Origin of the sequence: Enterococcus sp. AZ196, from assembly GCF_050498845.1 — a bacterium.
GTDB classification, from domain to species: domain Bacteria; phylum Bacillota; class Bacilli; order Lactobacillales; family Enterococcaceae; genus Enterococcus_A; species Enterococcus_A murrayae.
Genome location: NZ_JBIPAM010000001.1, coordinates 2,476,741 through 2,495,000 on the forward strand (window position 1 = coordinate 2,476,741; position 18,260 = coordinate 2,495,000).

At 42.0% G+C, this 18,260-nt stretch carries 9 protein-coding genes, 1 tRNA gene, 5 rRNA genes and 1 other annotated feature (1 of these 16 running past the window's edge); of the genes, 10 read left to right on the forward strand and 5 right to left on the reverse strand.

All coding sequences use genetic code 11. The features are described 5' to 3' along the window. Nucleotides 1-7: 7 nt before the first annotated feature. Together IGI67_RS11905 and tnpA are read left to right on the forward strand one after the other, a co-directional pair. A complete protein-coding gene (locus IGI67_RS11905; protein ID WP_207109728.1) occupies nt 8-712 on the forward strand; it encodes a DUF1129 domain-containing protein in 705 nt (234 codons plus the stop codon). Between the two features lie 433 nt (nt 713-1,145). Then, nucleotides 1,146-1,616 carry an IS200/IS605 family transposase gene (gene tnpA / locus IGI67_RS11910; protein WP_429956540.1) on the forward strand — a complete coding sequence of 157 codons (471 nt, stop codon included), beginning with the start codon at nt 1,146-1,148 and terminating at the stop codon, nt 1,614-1,616. Nucleotides 1,617-1,811: 195 nt separating this feature from the next. Here the strand turns inward: tnpA and IGI67_RS11915 are convergent, their stop codons facing one another. Beyond that, nucleotides 1,812-2,450, reverse strand: a complete 639-nt coding sequence (locus IGI67_RS11915; protein ID WP_429957829.1) for a DUF4811 domain-containing protein — start codon at nt 2,448-2,450, stop codon at nt 1,812-1,814. After that, a complete protein-coding gene (locus IGI67_RS11920) occupies nt 2,447-3,913 on the reverse strand; it encodes an MDR family MFS transporter (protein ID WP_429957830.1) in 1,467 nt (488 codons plus the stop codon). The genes IGI67_RS11915 and IGI67_RS11920 overlap by 4 nt, the downstream gene beginning before the upstream one ends. 146 nt (nt 3,914-4,059) lie before the next feature. Here IGI67_RS11920 and IGI67_RS11925 point away from each other — a divergent pair, with 146 nt between their 5' ends. Together IGI67_RS11925 and guaB are read left to right on the forward strand one after the other, a co-directional pair. Further along, nucleotides 4,060-4,542, forward strand: a complete 483-nt coding sequence (locus IGI67_RS11925) for a MerR family transcriptional regulator (protein WP_207109725.1) — start codon at nt 4,060-4,062, stop codon at nt 4,540-4,542. A 95-nt stretch (nt 4,543-4,637) separates the two neighbouring features. Further along, complete coding sequence (gene guaB, locus IGI67_RS11930) at nt 4,638-6,122, forward strand: IMP dehydrogenase (RefSeq protein WP_207109724.1); 1,485 nt, start codon at nt 4,638-4,640, stop codon at nt 6,120-6,122. 62 nt (nt 6,123-6,184) lie between these two features. On the opposite strand, the gene serS is transcribed toward guaB, so the two are convergent. The 3 genes from serS to IGI67_RS11945 form a co-directional block, all read right to left on the reverse strand. Further along, nucleotides 6,185-7,465, reverse strand: a complete 1,281-nt coding sequence (gene serS, locus IGI67_RS11935; RefSeq protein ID WP_207109723.1) for a serine--tRNA ligase — start codon at nt 7,463-7,465, stop codon at nt 6,185-6,187. 43 nt (nt 7,466-7,508) lie between these two features. Beyond that, nucleotides 7,509-7,718 (reverse strand) — a binding site (T-box leader). Between the two features lie 30 nt (nt 7,719-7,748). Further along, a complete protein-coding gene (locus IGI67_RS11940; RefSeq protein ID WP_207109722.1) occupies nt 7,749-8,930 on the reverse strand; it encodes a sensor histidine kinase in 1,182 nt (393 codons plus the stop codon). Next, on the reverse strand, nt 8,920-9,609 hold the full coding sequence (locus IGI67_RS11945; protein WP_010742532.1) for a response regulator transcription factor: 690 nt from the start codon (nt 9,607-9,609) through the stop codon (nt 8,920-8,922). Before IGI67_RS11945 ends, IGI67_RS11940 begins: the two co-directional genes overlap by 11 nt. A 594-nt stretch (nt 9,610-10,203) precedes the next feature. Here IGI67_RS11945 and IGI67_RS11950 point away from each other — a divergent pair. From IGI67_RS11950 to IGI67_RS11975, 6 genes are all read left to right on the forward strand, one after another. Then, nucleotides 10,204-11,762 (forward strand): 16S ribosomal RNA (locus IGI67_RS11950). Nucleotides 11,763-11,858: 96 nt separating this feature from the next. Continuing rightward, nucleotides 11,859-11,931 (forward strand) — tRNA-Ala (locus IGI67_RS11955). A 176-nt stretch (nt 11,932-12,107) separates the two neighbouring features. Beyond that, a 23S ribosomal RNA gene (locus tag IGI67_RS11960) occupies nt 12,108-15,020 on the forward strand. Nucleotides 15,021-15,097: 77 nt separating this feature from the next. Then, nucleotides 15,098-15,213: ribosomal RNA gene (rrf, locus tag IGI67_RS11965) — 5S ribosomal RNA — on the forward strand. A gap of 388 nt (nt 15,214-15,601) precedes the next feature. After that, a 16S ribosomal RNA gene (locus IGI67_RS11970) occupies nt 15,602-17,160 on the forward strand. A 244-nt stretch (nt 17,161-17,404) separates the two neighbouring features. Next, a 23S ribosomal RNA gene (locus IGI67_RS11975) occupies nt 17,405-18,260 on the forward strand (it continues 2,057 nt past the right edge of the window). Together the 16S, 23S and 5S rRNA genes with 1 tRNA gene alongside form the textbook arrangement of a ribosomal RNA operon.

An 18,260-nucleotide genomic window follows, 5' to 3' on the forward strand; every position in this document is an offset into this window, starting at 1 on the left:
AGAAACAATGGAACCAGAAAAGTTACAAACGTTGCAAGCAGAAAATGTTCAACTTGAAGAGAAGCTGACTAAGCGTAACGAGCAATACATTTTTGATCTAAAAAAAGCTTTAAAAGCAGCGAACTTGACGGATGAACAAACTATCGCAGCCTTGAATGAGATGTTGCCAACTTTAGTCGAAGAACAAAAATCCGGAAAAACAGCGCGACAATTATTTGGAACTGTTTCAGAACGATTGGATGCGATTGTCAATAAACCGGTTGAGCAGAAAAAATCAACTACAGCTTCCTTGATGTGGTTAGATAATTTCTTATTGTTATTTGGTTTATTAGGTATTGTTGCCGGAATCATGGGATTGTTTGTTTCACGTGGAACACAAACAGTTACTTATGGTTTAACAACACTAATTGTGGCTTCTGCTGTTGGTGGATTAGTATTTTATATGATGTATTTATTTGTTTACCAGTTTGAGCAACCTGGGGCAGATAAGTCGAAAAAGCCAAAAACGTGGAAAACAGTTCTTATGCTAGCCTCGGTTACTATTGTGTGGTTCTTAGTTTTCAATGGTGCAGCGTTGCTTCCACCAGCTCTTAATCCTGTTCTTGAACCTATGATAATGGTTGTTTTATCGGCTCTTGCTCTGGCGTTACGCTATTACTTGAAAAAACGTTTCGGGATCATCAGTAGTCTAGCCACTGCTCCACGTAGATAAAAAGAAGCGGTGATCTAAAAATCACCCTATAGGATAAAGACAGTCAGAAAATCTATTTTTTTGTAGGCAGTACAAATTCTAGGTATTTTTATCTATTTTTTCTACATGAGCACATCTCATCTTTTTTTGAACCATTTAGAAAGTTGTATAAACGATTAGAGAGTAATACTTTGGGCTCTCAGTGATTAAGAGAGTTGAATGATTCAACTCTTTTAATCTTTAGGAAAATAATAGACATCAAATTCATTTATAAAGAATTTGATGTCTATTATTGTTTTATTAATGACTTCAGTCAGTTTCGCTCGTGTTAGCGAGTGAAACAAAAAAACCGCGCGTTTCTACGCGTGGACGAAAGAGCTTTAGCGTTAAAAACTCCTTTCGATATACTACTAAGTGGCTACCAACCGCTCATTTTATCGAAAGGAGTTTTTCTATGCCATCAAATGACGACAAAAGTTTATCACATACACGCTGGAATTGTAAGTACCACATCGTGTTCACACCAAAATACAGAAGAAAAGTAATTTATGGTGAGTTAAGAAAAGATATCGGAAGAATTTTGCGTAAACTTTGTGAGATGAAAGAAGTAGAAATCATCGAAGCTCATGCAATGCCAGATCATATCCACATGTTAGTAAGAGTTCCACCGAAAATAAGCATTTCTCAGTTCATGGGATTTTTAAAAGGCAGAAGTGCGACTCTGATCCATGAGCAGCATGGAAACTTAGTCTATAAATATGGGAATAAAAGTTTCTGGTCTAAAGGATATTACGTAAGTACAGTGGGGTTGAATCAAAAGACAATCGCAAAATATATAAGAGAGCAGGAATCAGATGATCGTATTCGAGATAGTATAAGTAAACGAGAATACGTTGATCCATTCAAGAGTAAGAAAAAGAAATAAAGTAGCGAGCGCCGAGCGGTTGGCGGTCTTTTGGGAAGCTCCATTTATGGAGTACGTGAGTGGGGACCTCTTCTAGAGGTGTTAAAAAGCCACCCGTTTTCACGGGTGGATGGGTTACTGATACCTTTTAATTAGTTACTTTAGTAATTAATTTTGCGATTACTTGTCGGTGATATTCTTTCGCAGCTTCTTGCACTATTTTTTTTGTGCTACTTGATCCATTGTAGGATCTTGAATCATAGCATTTTTAACTTTTTCTTGGATAAAGCTTTTAGATTCTTTTTGCATTGAGGATTCATTTTCAGCTATTAATTTTGTTAAATTTTTCGCTTGATCAGTACTTAGTATTAACCAATCTTTTGAAACATTGAACGTATTTTTTTCTTTGATTAGTTGATGATTTTTACTTGAAAGTCCAAACCAGAATCTTGCGGTATCATTTTTGTAAACCCAATATGTTTTATCTGTTCGTAATTGTGTCTGTGATTGATTCTTTTTTAAGGTATTTTCTACATGATTTATTCCAGTTGTTCTCGGTTTCTTTTGAGATTCATTGGTTTTATATAAATAGATTTTCTCTGTTCCATTACCAAGTGGTTGATACAGCAACAGGTTTATATTTTTATTATTAGTAGCAGATATCAAAGTCTGAGTAGTTGTTTCAGTAGTTTTCTTCATAGCATAGTGATAGCGATCATTTGCTGTAATAAAGATTAAACTGATCAGGAAAATTATTGCGAAGATCATTGAAAGTAATTTTTGCCAGGTCTTTTTGGCAAAAATATTTGTTAAAGCAAAAGTCAATACACTGATAATTGTTATAGCAAAAATCATTTTGTCATACCTCCTTCAACCTTTTTATTGTTCTTTAAGAAGAAGGTAATGATAAAACCGACAACACTAAATATTACAGCAACATAAAAAGCAGCATGATAACCAGAGAGAGTAGCACTGATTGCTTGATTTTTGTAAAATAACGGTAACGTTTTTAATAGGTGGGCTGCTGGTAAATTATCTTTTGTAACATTGGACAATACACTAATCAATATAGCTGTTCCGATTGAGCTTGCTACTTGACGGAAAGTATTGTTTACGGCTGTTCCATGACTGATTAAGTTCATAGGTAAAGCGTTCATCCCAGAAGTAGTGACTGGCATCATGACCATAGAGATACCGAACATTCTGATTGCATATAAAATTACAATCATAGCAATGGGGGGTTCGGAGGTCAAAAATGCAAATGGTAAAGTAGCAGCCGTTAGAATTAGCATCCCGCTGATTGCTAAACGTTTTGCCCCATGTTTGTCAAAGATTGCCCCAGTAATAGGCATCATTAATCCCATAATCAAAGCTCCAGGCAACAACATTAAACCAGAGTGAAAAGCTGACTCTCCACGGATATTTTGAATATATAAAGGAAGAACCATTTCTGCGCCAACCATTGCCATATTAACCACACCACTTAAAATAGCTGCAATTGTAAAGGTTGAGGACTTAAATACACGTAGTTCTAAAAAAGGCTGTTCTAGTCGTAGTTGTCGCCATACAAATAAACTGATGACTACTATTCCTGCGATTAAAAAACCAATAACTTTTGCATTGCTCCAGCCGTTATTACCAACAGAAGAAAAACCATATAACAAACTTCCGAACCCAATCGTCGACAGTAAGGCCGATAATATATCAATACTTGGATTAGATAATCGAATAACACTTTTCATTAAAAAGGTAGCTAGTACTAGTACTAAAATAACAATAGGAATTACCATACCGAAAAGATCACGCCAAGTGTAGTGGTCAATGATCCAACCAGAAAGGGTAGGTCCTAAAGCGGGAGCAAGCCCAATCACGATACCAGCCATTCCCATAGCTGAACCACGTTTTTCAGGGGGAAATATTGACAACATAATATTTTGCAGTAATGGCATTGAAATTCCAACCCCTGCAGCTTGTATAAGTCGCCCAATCAATAGAATAGAAAAATTTGGTGCCATGAAACAAGTAACTGTGCCAATTAAAAAAATGGTCATTGCAGCTAAATACAATTTTTTCGAACTAAATTTATTAATAAGCCATGCACTGATTGGAATCATAATCCCATTAACTAGCAAGAAGCCCGTAGTTAGCCATTGAACACTAGAAGCAGAGATATCGAAAGCTTTCATCAGTGTTGGAAAAGCTGTTGTTAACAATGTTTGGTTTAACACCGTACAAAATGTACCAATTAATAGTACTACAACTAGTAAGGTGCGGTTGTAGGGTTTCCCATAAATATCGATCGTTTGATTATTACCCACGATCTAACGCCTTCTTTCTTTTTTTGAAAATTTTCAGAAATAATAAACATTCGTTTGTTACTTTACTGCTATCGTTTATTTTTGTCAACTTACTTGACACGAATGTTAGAGGAAGTATAATCGGGATGTAAAGTGAGGGATGCGTAGTGAAGAATAATACAGTTAAACAGCTCCTTGAAAGTGATGACTTATTAATAGGAATCAGTGAATTAAGCAAAATGACAAATGTTTCGCCTCGTCAAATTCGTTATTGGGAACAAAGAAAATATATTGAATCAACAGGGGAGAAAAGTGGAAATAGGAAATTTAGGCTTCCTATGGTAATCAAAGTGGAAATTATTAAACATTATTTAGATGAAGGATATACACTTACTGCAGCCGTCGAAAAGGCGCAAGAGCGGCAAGAAAATATTCATCAGGCCAAAATGTTACTGAAAGACGTGCTCAAAGGTATCCAAAAAATTGGAGATCGTTATACTGTGATTCATCTAGATGATTTTTCAAATAAGGAAGGGTTCTATTTGGTTAGGGATATAGAAACCAATCAAGCCACTTATCAAATTATTGGAAAAGATATCGAAGTAACAAAGGATCGAATAGAAGAGTGGTTTGATTTTGTAGAAAAATAAAGGTTAGATGAGGATTTCGACACAAGTTATTGACTTCACTCGCTCATTCTGTTAGTTTTTTTATTAAAAATAATTCTGGGGAGTGGTAACGAACAATGTCTAATTGGGAAACGAAATTTGCAAAAAAAGGTCTGACATTTGATGATGTTTTGTTGGTTCCGGCGGAGAGTCATGTATTACCAAATGAAGTTGATATGAGTGTACATTTGGCGAAAAATATTAAATTAAATATTCCGTTAATGAGTGCAAGTATGGATACTGTGACAGATAGTAAAATGGCAATTGCTATGGCTCGACAAGGTGGACTTGGAGTCATCCATAAAAATATGAGTGTTGCTGCCCAAGCAGATGAGGTTCGTAAAGTAAAACGTTCAGAAAGCGGAGTAATCATTGATCCGTTTTTCTTGACACCAGAACACAAAGTTCAGGATGCCGAAGATTTAATGAGTCGCTATCGTATTAGCGGTGTGCCAATTGTAGAAACTTTGGAAAATCGAAAATTAGTCGGTATCATTACGAATAGGGATATGCGGTTTGTAACAAATTATGATATCCCGATTCATGAAGTTATGACTAAAGAAGGTCTAGTAACAGCACCTGTGGGAACTAAACTGCAAGATGCTGAAAAAATATTGCAAAAGCACAAAATCGAAAAGTTACCTATCGTTGACGAAAAAGGTTGGCTAAGTGGTCTGATTACAATTAAAGATATTGAAAAAGTTATTGAATTTCCTAATGCTGCTAAAGATGAACATGGCCGTTTGTTGGTTGCAGCAGCAGTAGGAGTCACTAGTGATACTTTTGAACGTGCTGAAGCATTGCTGAAAGCAGGGGCGGATGGTATTGTAATTGATACAGCTCATGGGCACAGCGCAGGCGTTTTGCGTAAAATTAGTGAAATCCGTAAAACATTTCCAGATGCAACTTTGATTGCTGGTAATATTGCAACAGCTGAAGGGGCAAAAGCTCTATATGATGCTGGCGTCGATGTTGTAAAAGTAGGTATTGGACCTGGTTCTATCTGTACAACACGGGTTGTTGCTGGTGTAGGAGTACCTCAATTAACAGCAATTTATGATGCTGCCTCAGTTGCACGTCAGTATGGCAAGGCTATTATCGCTGATGGCGGAATCAAATATTCTGGAGATATCGTAAAAGCATTAGCAGCAGGAGGACATGCAGTTATGCTTGGTTCAATGCTTGCTGGGACAGACGAATCTCCTGGAGAGTTTGAAATTTATCAAGGTCGTCGTTTTAAAACATATCGTGGAATGGGTTCTTTGGGGGCGATGGAAAAAGGTTCAAGTGATCGTTATTTCCAAAGCGGTGTTAATGAGGCAAATAAGTTGGTTCCTGAGGGTATTGAAGGTCGTGTTGCTTACAAAGGAACTGCAGCAGACATCATTTTTCAAATGATTGGTGGTCTAAAAGCAGGAATGGGTTATGTTGGTGCCGGGAACTTAGAGCATTTACGTGAAAATGCTCAATTTGTTCAAATGAGCGGCAATGGACTAAAAGAATCACACCCTCATGACGTTCAAATTACCAAAGAGGCACCGAATTATTCAGTTGAGCAATAGAAAAGAAATTGTTTCTCATTAAAATAGCACTTTCGCATATGCGAAAGTGCTATTTTTGTAAATTACTTCTCTTTCTTGATGACTTTGATGTTCCCCATATAAGGGACTAAGACTTCTGGAATTGTAACTGAACCGTCTTCGTTTTGATAATTTTCTAAGATAGCCGTTACAGTTCGACCAACGGCTAGCCCAGAACCATTTAAGGTATGAGCATACTGGACTTTGCCCTCGTGGTTGCGATAACGTATCATTGCTCGACGTGCTTGAAAATCTTCGCAATTTGAACAAGAACTAATTTCACGGTAAGTATTTTGGGCGGGTACCCAAACCTCCAAATCGTAAGTTTTAGCCGCTGAGAAGCCCATATCTCCTGTGCATAAGGTGATGACACGATATGGCAAGTTTAATTTTTGTAAGAGAATCTCAGCATTTTGAGTCATTTTTTCTAATTCATCATAAGAAGATTCTTTATCACTGAACTTCACCATTTCTACTTTGTGGAATTGGTGTAAACGAATTAATCCACGTGTATCACGTCCAGCGCTACCGGCTTCAGAACGAAAAGAAGGAGATAAAGCTGTGAAGTAGATCGGTAAATCTTCACCATCTAAAATTTCATCAGCATAATAGTTTGTTAGAGGTACTTCTGCAGTTGGTATCAACGTTAAGTCACGATCTTCAATTTGAAAGACATCCTCTTTAAATTTTGGAAATTGTCCTGTACCAAACATTGATTTGCTATTTACTAAATAGGGTGTAATCATCTCTGTGTAGCCTTGTTCATAAACATGTTCGTCTAACATAAAGTTGTAAACCGCACGTTCCAATCGTGCGCCTAAACCCTTGTAATAAACAAAACGGCTACCTGATACTTTTGCACCACGCTCAAAATCTAAGATATCCAAGTTTTCTGCGACTTCCCAATGTGGTTTTGGTTCAAAAGAGAACTCCCGAGGAGAGCTCCAACGGTGAACCTCTACATTATCATCTTCATCTTCGCCGATTGGTACAGAATCATGAGGCAAGTTTGGTAGAGTTGTTGCGATCTCAGTTAATTGTGTATCAATCTCTGACACTTGAGCATCAAAGTCTTTAATTTTTACACCTACCGTTTTCATTTCCTCAATTTTTTTTGATGCATCAATCTTTTCACGCTTCAGTTTTGCAATTTCACTTGAAACGTCATTACGATATTTTTTTAATTCTTCTGTTTTTACCAGTAATTGCCGGCGTTGTTCATCTAAATCTAAGAAATGCTCCAATACATCTTTTTTTACACCTCGAGTCGCTAATTTTTCGTTTACTTCCGGAAAGTTATTGCGAATCATTTTAACATCTAGCATTGTTTTTCCTCCTTTAAAATAAAAAACACCGTTTCATCCCTAAAACAGGGACGAAACGGTGTTGAATTTCGCGGTACCACCCAAATTCAGCATAAGCTGCACTTGATCGACACTTATCGGCGTCACCCGGTTTTTTTTTCAAAAAACGCAGAATATGAAACTGGATTTCCCTAAGTAGTTTTGTTGATTTTCACCAGCCATCAACTCTCTAAAAAAACAAACTTACGTACTTGGTTTCCTGCATATCTTATTGAGATTAGTATAAGCAATCAAAATTTTAAAGTCAATGATTATCTGGGGTGGGCTTCATTTGATTTTTATAAAGTGGTAAGTGAATAATAAAAGAAGTCCAGTCATCATTTGATTGAGCGTAAATATAACCACCATGAAGATTAACTATATTTTGGGCAATAGCCAAACCTAATCCAGTTCCACTGATTTCCTGTGAACGGGATCCATCAACACGATAAAAGCGATCGAATAATTGATCTAGAGCCTCTCTAGGAATTGGTGACCCATTATTTTTAACAGTGACAACTGCTTCATTTTTTGCTTTTTCGATCACAATAGCAATTTTATTAGCTTTTGTTCCGTATTTTAGCGCATTTGTAATTAGATTATTGAAGACACGAACAAGTTTTTCCGTATCACCATCCATTACCAATTGAGCTTCTTTCGTTTCAATTTGTATTTGAACATTTTTCTTCTTGGCTTCCAATTCGAAGTCAGCGGCCAATTGCTCTAATAGCTGTACCATATCAAAAGAAACATTATTAATAGGAACAGAAGGTTGGCGGACCTTGGAATATTCAAATAGATCTTCAACAAGGGATTTCATTTGTTTGGCTTTTTTGTATGCAATACTTGTATATTTAAGAATCTCCTCATTACTTTGGTATTGGCCATCTTCAATCAACCCAAGATAACCAATGATAGAGGTCAGCGGTGTGCGAATGTCGTGACTAACATTTGTAATCAATTCATCCTTCGATTTTTCAATTTCTCGTTCATCTTCTATAGCTGCAACAGTACTATCTACCAAGCCATTTATACTATCGACAACCTTGCTGAGATCACCACGTAGTTCAAACGGAATTCGGTAATCGTAATTCCCGTTTGCAATATAATGCAATTCATTAATAATATGTCGTAATTGCATCTGTCGATAACGTCTGATTAATCGCCAAAATACAATAAGTACATCAATGATAATGAAAAAAGGAATAACAAAGTTACGACCACTCCAAAAGATATCACTACCGAGGTTACTAGCAAAAATATCTTTTGAACGATAGATTGCATCGGTTAAATCAGGCGAATTATTTAGCATCTGAGTAAAAAGTACCATAATCGCCACATTTAATAGAAGCAATAAAATGACTGTAACTATTCCTTCAGCTATTAGCTCACTGACTTCTTTTGAGGTAAGACTAACACGTTTTTTCTTTTCTACTTTATTTTGCATCTATTTTATAACCAACACCCCACACGGTTTGAATCACTTTTTCACCATCAGTGGCTTCTTCGATCTTATCACGTAAGTGGCTAACATGAACCATGACCGTTTTTGCGGAGACTATACTTTCTTGTTTCCACACTCGTTCAAAAATTTCATCCGCACTGAAAACACGATTCGGATGACTTGCTAATAAGTATAAAATGCCAAATTCTAAGGCAGTCAATTGAATTTCCTTTCCATCCACAGTTTTTACTTCATGAGAATCTTTGTTAATGATCAATGATTGAATTTCAAGGATATCTGGCTGATCTTCAGCGACATGCATCTTTGTTCGGCGCAATAAGGACTTAACTCTTGCCATAACTTCTAATGGATTGAATGGTTTGGTTACATAATCATCTGCACCCGCCACTAATCCTTTTATTTTATCCATATCAGTAGTTTTTGCTGTTAGCATAATAATTGGAATCTGTGATTCCTTTCGTAATTCTTTTACAACTTGCATGCCATCCATAACAGGCATCATAATATCTAATAGTAGTAAATCGATATCATTTGTAGTTCGAAGTTTACTCAAGGCTTCTTTACCATCGTATGCTTTTACGACTTCATAGCCCTCATTATGCAAATAAATACTCAAGAGTTCTACAATCTCTTTATCGTCATCCGCAACTAGTACTTTCATTTATTGTTCCTCCGTTCATATAAAAATAAATACATTACTATTTTACCAGAGAAATCAAAGGAAGGCGAAAGACAGCACTATGAGTTAAGGAAAAATCAAAAATAGAATAACGAAAATTAATTTTTTATACTAATAGAAACAATCATTTTGAATGTTAAAAAGCGAACGAAAATATTTTATTTATATCTATTCATCGGATTTAGAAAAAAGTGAATTAAATGATTTTTTTTCGTTGACCAAACCTTATAAAACTGCTATATTATCTTATGTTCTGAAATGGTGAGAAATCTTTTGGAATGATTAAGAGATAGTATTGACAGAAAACTAACTTTCAGTTATTCTATCTAGGTTGCGTTAATCAATAACAAGGAAATCTCAAAAAAGTTATTGACATTCACTCGGCAACCTGTTAAGATATAAAAGTTGCTGAAACAAAGCGACAAACAATGTAGACCTTTGAAAACTGAACGAATAAAACAAACCAAATGTGTAGGGCGTTTCTATTTATATAGAAACAAACAACATAGCAAGCAATATGCTAGCAAGTCAATTAATACAATTGAGCTTAACAGTTTAACGACTGTTTCAAACACTTTATATGAGAGTTTGATCCTGGCTCAGGACGAACGCTGGCGGCGTGCCTAATACATGCAAGTCGAACGCTTTTTCTTTCACCGGAGCTTGCTCCACCGAAAGAAAAGGAGTGGCGAACGGGTGAGTAACACGTGGGTAACCTGCCCATCAGAAGGGGATAACACTTGGAAACAGGTGCTAATACCGTATAACAATCGAAACCGCATGGTTTCGGTTTGAAAGGCGCTTTTGCGTCACTGATGGATGGACCCGCGGTGCATTAGCTAGTTGGTGAGGTAACGGCTCACCAAGGCAACGATGCATAGCCGACCTGAGAGGGTGATCGGCCACATTGGGACTGAGACACGGCCCAAACTCCTACGGGAGGCAGCAGTAGGGAATCTTCGGCAATGGACGAAAGTCTGACCGAGCAACGCCGCGTGAGTGAAGAAGGTTTTCGGATCGTAAAACTCTGTTGTTAGAGAAGAACAAGGATGAGAGTAAAATGTTCATCCCTTGACGGTATCTAACCAGAAAGCCACGGCTAACTACGTGCCAGCAGCCGCGGTAATACGTAGGTGGCAAGCGTTGTCCGGATTTATTGGGCGTAAAGCGAGCGCAGGCGGTTTCTTAAGTCTGATGTGAAAGCCCCCGGCTCAACCGGGGAGGGTCATTGGAAACTGGGAAACTTGAGTGCAGAAGAGGAGAGTGGAATTCCATGTGTAGCGGTGAAATGCGTAGATATATGGAGGAACACCAGTGGCGAAGGCGGCTCTCTGGTCTGTAACTGACGCTGAGGCTCGAAAGCGTGGGGAGCAAACAGGATTAGATACCCTGGTAGTCCACGCCGTAAACGATGAGTGCTAAGTGTTGGAGGGTTTCCGCCCTTCAGTGCTGCAGCTAACGCATTAAGCACTCCGCCTGGGGAGTACGACCGCAAGGTTGAAACTCAAAGGAATTGACGGGGGCCCGCACAAGCGGTGGAGCATGTGGTTTAATTCGAAGCAACGCGAAGAACCTTACCAGGTCTTGACATCCTTTGACCACTCTAGAGATAGAGCTTCCCCTTCGGGGGCAAAGTGACAGGTGGTGCATGGTTGTCGTCAGCTCGTGTCGTGAGATGTTGGGTTAAGTCCCGCAACGAGCGCAACCCTTATTGTTAGTTGCCATCATTTAGTTGGGCACTCTAGCGAGACTGCCGGTGACAAACCGGAGGAAGGTGGGGATGACGTCAAATCATCATGCCCCTTATGACCTGGGCTACACACGTGCTACAATGGGAAGTACAACGAGTCGCGAAGTCGCGAGGCTAAGCTAATCTCTTAAAGCTTCTCTCAGTTCGGATTGTAGGCTGCAACTCGCCTACATGAAGCCGGAATCGCTAGTAATCGCGGATCAGCACGCCGCGGTGAATACGTTCCCGGGCCTTGTACACACCGCCCGTCACACCACGAGAGTTTGTAACACCCGAAGTCGGTGAGGTAACCTTTTGGAGCCAGCCGCCTAAGGTGGGATAGATGATTGGGGTGAAGTCGTAACAAGGTAGCCGTATCGGAAGGTGCGGCTGGATCACCTCCTTTCTAAGGAATCAGTTCATCTAAGATGAACGTTACGGAAACTACACAGGCTTGTTTTTATTCGTTCAGTTTTGAGAGGTTTACTCTTAAAAAAATACCGGGGCCTTAGCTCAGCTGGGAGAGCGCCTGCTTTGCACGCAGGAGGTCAGCGGTTCGATCCCGCTAGGCTCCATTGATGACGTTGGTCATCATTCGTTCATTGAAAACTGGATACAGAAACGTAATTTTAAACAAACCGAGAACACCGCGTTGAATGAGTTTTTTAATACGTTCAATTGCTTATTTTTTTCTGATTGGGAAGTCTATCGCTAGATGGAACAATCAAACCCCTAACGCAAGTTAGGATAAGGTTAAGTGAATAAGGGCGCACGGTGGATGCCTTGGCACTAGGAGCCGATGAAGGACGGGACTAACACCGATATGCTTCGGGGAGCTGTAAGTAAGCTTTGATCCGGAGATTTCCGAATGGGGAAACCCAGCATCTTTTATAGGATGTTACTTTTCAGTGAATACATAGCTGATTAGAGGTAGACGCAGAGAACTGAAACATCTAAGTACCTGCAGGAAGAGAAAGAAAAATCGATTCCCTGAGTAGCGGCGAGCGAAACGGGAAAAGCCCAAACCAAGAGGCTTGCCTCTTGGGGTTGTAGGACTCCGATATGGTAGTTCAGTGAGATAGTCGAAGGACCTGGAAAGGTCTGCTGGAAAGGGTAAAAGCCCCGTAGACAAAATTTGACTGGCACCTAGGAGGATCCTGAGTACGGCGGAACACGAGGAATTCCGTCGGAATCCGGGAGGACCATCTCCCAAGGCTAAATACTCCCTAGTGACCGATAGTGAACCAGTACCGTGAGGGAAAGGTGAAAAGCACCCCGGAAGGGGAGTGAAATAGATCCTGAAACCGTGTGCCTACAACAAGTTAGAGCCCGTTAATGGGTGATAGCGTGCCTTTTGTAGAATGAACCGGCGAGTTACGATTACTTGCGAGGTTAAGTTGAAAAGACGGAGCCGCAGCGAAAGCGAGTCTGAATAGGGCGAATGAGTAAGTGGTCGTAGACCCGAAACCATGTGATCTACCCATGTCCAGGTTGAAGGTGCGGTAAAACGCACTGGAGGACCGAACCCACGTACGTTGAAAAGTGCGGGGATGAGGTGTGGGTAGCGGAGAAATTCCAAACGAACTTGGAGATAGCTGGTTCTCTCCGAAATAGCTTTAGGGCTAGCCTCAGAGTAAGAATGATGGAGGTAGAGCACTGTTTGGACTAGGGGCCCATCTCGGGTTACCGAATTCAGATAAACTCCGAATGCCATCCATTCATCTCTGGGAGTCAGACTGTGAGTGATAAGATCCATAGTCGAAAGGGAAACAGCCCAGACCACCAGCTAAGGTCCCCAAATAACTATTAAGTGGAAAAGGATGTGGGGTTGCACAGACAACTAGGATGTTGGCTTAGAAGCAGCCACCATTTAAAGAGTGCGTAATAGCTCACTAGTCGAGTGACCCTGCGCCGAAAATGTACCGGGGCTAAATAGTTTACCGAAGCTGTGGAGCACACCATTAGGTGTGTTGGTAGGAGAGCGTTCTAAGGGCGTTGAAGGCAGATCGTGAGGACTGCTGGAGCGCTTAGAAGTGAGAATGCCGGTATGAGTAGCGAAAGACAGGTGAGAATCCTGTCCACCGAATGACTAAGGTTTCCTGGGGAAGGCTCGTCCGCCCAGGGTTAGTCGGGACCTAAGCCGAGGCCGAAAGGCGTAGGCGATGGATAACAGGTTGATATTCCTGTACCCGTTGTTTTTGTTTGAGCAATGGAGGGACGCAGGAGGCTAAGGAATCAGACGATTGGAAATGTCTGTCCAAGCAATGAGTCTTGAGGCGAGTCAAATGCTTGCTTCTTTAAGGACAAGTTGTGATGGGGAGGGAAATAATAGTACCGAAGTTCCCGATGTCACACTGCCGAGAAAAGCTTCTAGTGAGAAACCAATGGCCCGTACCGCAAACCGACACAGGTAGTCGAGGAGAGAATCCTAAGGTGAGCGAGAGAACTCTCGTTAAGGAACTCGGCAAAATGACCCCGTAACTTCGGGAGAAGGGGTGCTGATCTAACGATCAGCCGCAGTGAATAGGCCCAAGCGACTGTTTATCAAAAACACAGGTCTCTGCAAAATCGAAAGATGACGTATAGGGGCTGACGCCTGCCCGGTGCTGGAAGGTTAAGAGGAGTGCTTAGCGTAAGCGAAGGTACGAATTGAAGCCCCAGTAAACGGCGGCCGTAACTATAACGGTCCTAAGGTAGCGAAATTCCTTGTCGGGTAAGTTCCGACCCGCACGAAAGGCGTAACGATTTGGGCACTGTCTCAACGAGAGACTCGGTGAAATTTTAGTACCTGTGAAGATGCAGGTTACCCGCGACAGGACGGAAAGACCCCATGGAGCTTTACTGCAGTTTGATATTGAGTGTTTGTACCACATGTACAGGATAGGTAGGAGCCGTAGAAGTCGGGACGCTAGTTTCGACAGAGGCGCTGGTGGGATACTACCCTTGTGTTATGACCACTCTAACCCGCACCACTTATCGTGGTGGGAGACAGTGTCAGATGGGCAGTTTGACTGGGGCGGTCGCCTCCTAAAGAGTAACGGAGGCGCCCAAAGGTTCCCTCAGAATGGTTGGAAATCATTCGCAGAGTGTAAAGGCACAAGGGAGCTTGACTGCGAGACCTACAAGTCGAGCAGGGACGAAAGTCGGGCTTAGTGATCCGGTGGTTCCGCATGGAAGGGCCATCGCTCAACGGATAAAAGCTACCCTGGGGATAACAGGCTTATCTCCCCCAAGAGTCCACATCGACGGGGAGGTTTGGCACCTCGATGTCGGCTCGTCGCATCCTGGGGCTGTAGTCGGTCCCAAGGGTTGGGCTGTTCGCCCATTAAAGCGGCACGCGAGCTGGGTTCAGAACGTCGTGAGACAGTTCGGTCCCTATCCGTCGCGGGCGTTGGAAATTTGAGAGGATCTGTCCTTAGTACGAGAGGACCGGGATGGACTTACCGCTGGTGTACCAGTTGTCTCGCCAGAGGCATCGCTGGGTAGCTATGTAGGGAAGGGATAAACGCTGAAAGCATCTAAGTGTGAAGCCCACCTCAAGATGAGATTTCCCATTTCTTTAAGAAAGTAAGATCCCTGAGAGAAGATCAGGTAGATAGGTCAGGAGTGGAAGTGCAGTGATGTACGGAGCGGACTGATACTAATCGATCGAGGACTTAACCAAAAATTGATTTGAGGTTGTTTAAAAGACGTTTCTGATCCAGTTTTGAGTGAACGACGTTTACTCAAAAAAGAAAATAGTGTGGTGGCGATAGCGAGAAGGATACACCTGTTCCCATGTCGAACACAGAAGTTAAGCTTCTTAGCGCCGATTGTAGTGAGGGGTTGCCCCTTGTGAGATTAGGACGTCGCCACGCGGATTCCATCCCTAAAAAGGATGGAATTTTTATTTCTTAACTACTAATCTTTAGTGATAGAAAATTTATTTTATTTTTTTTGAGAATTGTTAATAAAACTATTGACACTCCAAAGCCATTAAGTTATTATAACTGAGTTGTTAAATGTTAATGGCAACTTTTTCGAGAAACTCAAAAAGTTATTGACATTCACTCAGCAACCTGTTAAGATATAAAAGTTGCTGAAACAAAGCGATAAACAATGTAGACCTTTGAAAACTGAACGAATAAAACAAACCAAATGTGTAGGGCGTTTCTATTTAATAGAAACAAACAACATAGCAAGCAATATGCTAGCAAGTCAATTAATACAATTGAGCTTAACAGTTTAACGACTGTTTCAAACACTTTATATGAGAGTTTGATCCTGGCTCAGGACGAACGCTGGCGGCGTGCCTAATACATGCAAGTCGAACGCTTTTTCTTTCACCGGAGCTTGCTCCACCGAAAGAAAAGGAGTGGCGAACGGGTGAGTAACACGTGGGTAACCTGCCCATCAGAAGGGGATAACACTTGGAAACAGGTGCTAATACCGTATAACAATCGAAACCGCATGGTTTCGGTTTGAAAGGCGCTTTTGCGTCACTGATGGATGGACCCGCGGTGCATTAGCTAGTTGGTGAGGTAACGGCTCACCAAGGCAACGATGCATAGCCGACCTGAGAGGGTGATCGGCCACATTGGGACTGAGACACGGCCCAAACTCCTACGGGAGGCAGCAGTAGGGAATCTTCGGCAATGGACGAAAGTCTGACCGAGCAACGCCGCGTGAGTGAAGAAGGTTTTCGGATCGTAAAACTCTGTTGTTAGAGAAGAACAAGGATGAGAGTAAAATGTTCATCCCTTGACGGTATCTAACCAGAAAGCCACGGCTAACTACGTGCCAGCAGCCGCGGTAATACGTAGGTGGCAAGCGTTGTCCGGATTTATTGGGCGTAAAGCGAGCGCAGGCGGTTTCTTAAGTCTGATGTGAAAGCCCCCGGCTCAACCGGGGAGGGTCATTGGAAACTGGGAAACTTGAGTGCAGAAGAGGAGAGTGGAATTCCATGTGTAGCGGTGAAATGCGTAGATATATGGAGGAACACCAGTGGCGAAGGCGGCTCTCTGGTCTGTAACTGACGCTGAGGCTCGAAAGCGTGGGGAGCAAACAGGATTAGATACCCTGGTAGTCCACGCCGTAAACGATGAGTGCTAAGTGTTGGAGGGTTTCCGCCCTTCAGTGCTGCAGCTAACGCATTAAGCACTCCGCCTGGGGAGTACGACCGCAAGGTTGAAACTCAAAGGAATTGACGGGGGCCCGCACAAGCGGTGGAGCATGTGGTTTAATTCGAAGCAACGCGAAGAACCTTACCAGGTCTTGACATCCTTTGACCACTCTAGAGATAGAGCTTCCCCTTCGGGGGCAAAGTGACAGGTGGTGCATGGTTGTCGTCAGCTCGTGTCGTGAGATGTTGGGTTAAGTCCCGCAACGAGCGCAACCCTTATTGTTAGTTGCCATCATTTAGTTGGGCACTCTAGCGAGACTGCCGGTGACAAACCGGAGGAAGGTGGGGATGACGTCAAATCATCATGCCCCTTATGACCTGGGCTACACACGTGCTACAATGGGAAGTACAACGAGTCGCGAAGTCGCGAGGCTAAGCTAATCTCTTAAAGCTTCTCTCAGTTCGGATTGTAGGCTGCAACTCGCCTACATGAAGCCGGAATCGCTAGTAATCGCGGATCAGCACGCCGCGGTGAATACGTTCCCGGGCCTTGTACACACCGCCCGTCACACCACGAGAGTTTGTAACACCCGAAGTCGGTGAGGTAACCTTTTGGAGCCAGCCGCCTAAGGTGGGATAGATGATTGGGGTGAAGTCGTAACAAGGTAGCCGTATCGGAAGGTGCGGCTGGATCACCTCCTTTCTAAGGAATCAGTTCATCTAAGATGAACGTTACGGAAACTACACAGGCTTGCTTTTATTCGTTCAGTTTTGAGAGGTTTACTCTCAAATCGTTCATTGAAAACTGGATACAGAAACGTAATTTTAAACAAACCGAGAACACCGCGTTGAATGAGTTTTTTAATACGTTCAATTGCTTATTTTTTTCTGATTGGGAAGTCTATCGCTAGATGGAACAATCAAACCCCTAACGCAAGTTAGGATAAGGTTAAGTGAATAAGGGCGCACGGTGGATGCCTTGGCACTAGGAGCCGATGAAGGACGGGACTAACACCGATATGCTTCGGGGAGCTGTAAGTAAGCTTTGATCCGGAGATTTCCGAATGGGGAAACCCAGCATCTTTTATAGGATGTTACTTTTCAGTGAATACATAGCTGATTAGAGGTAGACGCAGAGAACTGAAACATCTAAGTACCTGCAGGAAGAGAAAGAAAAATCGATTCCCTGAGTAGCGGCGAGCGAAACGGGAAAAGCCCAAACCAAGAGGCTTGCCTCTTGGGGTTGTAGGACTCCGATATGGTAGTTCAGTGAGATAGTCGAAGGACCTGGAAAGGTCTGCTGGAAAGGGTAAAAGCCCCGTAGACAAAATTTGACTGGCACCTAGGAGGATCCTGAGTACGGCGGAACACGAGGAATTCCGTCGGAATCCGGGAGGACCATCTCCCAAGGCTAAATACTCCCTAGTGACCGATAGTGAACCAGTACCGTGAGGGAAAGGTGAAAAGCACCCCGGAAGGGGAGTGAAATAGATCCTGAAACCGTGTGCCTACAACAAGTTAGAGCCCGTTAATGGGTGATAGCGTGCCTTTTGTAGAATGAACCGGCGAGTTACGATTACTTGCGAGGTTAAGTTGAAAAGACGGAGCCGCAGCGAAAGCGAGTCTGAATAGGGCGAATGAGTAAGTGGTCGTAGACCCGAAACCATGTGATCTACCCATGTCCAGGTTGAAGGTGCGGTAAAACGCACTGGAGGACCGAACCCACGTACGTTGAAAAGTGCGGGGATGAGGTGTGGGTAGCGGAGAAATTCCAAACGAACTTGGAGATAGCTGGTTCTCTCC

What these genes read in the sequence shown, in the direction of transcription:
- IGI67_RS11905 (WP_207109728.1), top strand. Translation starts at nt 8, where the DNA reads ATGGAACCAGAAAAGTTACAAACGTTGCAAGCAGAAAATGTTCAACTT.
- tnpA (WP_429956540.1), top strand. Translation starts at nt 1,146, where the DNA reads ATGCCATCAAATGACGACAAAAGTTTATCACATACACGCTGGAATTGT.
- IGI67_RS11915 (WP_429957829.1), bottom strand. Translation starts at nt 2,450, where the DNA reads ATGATTTTTGCTATAACAATTATCAGTGTATTGACTTTTGCTTTAACA.
- guaB (WP_207109724.1), top strand. Translation starts at nt 4,638, where the DNA reads ATGTCTAATTGGGAAACGAAATTTGCAAAAAAAGGTCTGACATTTGAT.
- serS (WP_207109723.1), bottom strand. Translation starts at nt 7,465, where the DNA reads ATGCTAGATGTTAAAATGATTCGCAATAACTTTCCGGAAGTAAACGAA.
- IGI67_RS11940 (WP_207109722.1), bottom strand. Translation starts at nt 8,930, where the DNA reads ATGCAAAATAAAGTAGAAAAGAAAAAACGTGTTAGTCTTACCTCAAAA.
- IGI67_RS11945 (WP_010742532.1), bottom strand. Translation starts at nt 9,609, where the DNA reads ATGAAAGTACTAGTTGCGGATGACGATAAAGAGATTGTAGAACTCTTG.